This window comes from Brachyspira pilosicoli (assembly GCF_019402445.1).
GTDB lineage: Bacteria > Spirochaetota > Brachyspiria > Brachyspirales > Brachyspiraceae > Brachyspira > Brachyspira pilosicoli_B.
In genome coordinates, this window is the sequence record NZ_SRZM01000257.1 from 1 (window position 1) to 409 (window position 409).

General features: G+C 26.2%; 1 pseudogene. It reads right to left on the minus strand.

The window, feature by feature from the left end:
* Positions 1 to 409 (minus strand): annotated as a pseudogene (locus E6A48_RS08510) (lysozyme inhibitor LprI family protein); the annotation flags it as partial.

Here is a 409-nt window from a genome sequence, read left to right on the forward strand (position 1 = left end):
CATTCTTTATTTCATTATTATCAATGAATAAATCATATGCTTTATTATTAAGAGTATCCAATAAAAACATTTTATTTTTACCATTTTCTGTGTATATTTTTTGAATACATCCAAAATCTTGAAAATCTCGATAATTAATAAACTGTCCTATTTCTGAATCAAAATCCACTTCCAAATTATCTTTTAAAAGTAAAGTATAATGTGCTATACCGCCTCTTCCTGCAGAACTAGTATATTCTCCTGAAAGCATTAATTCTTCTTTGCCGTCATTATTTATATCACATAAGAAGAAAGATACGCTATGCAAAGGATAATACATGTTACTAGCTATATAAGATGAATATTGTTTTATATTAAAGCTGCCTGAATCTATAAATTGAGAGCCTTTAGTATAATCTTTCAAATCATT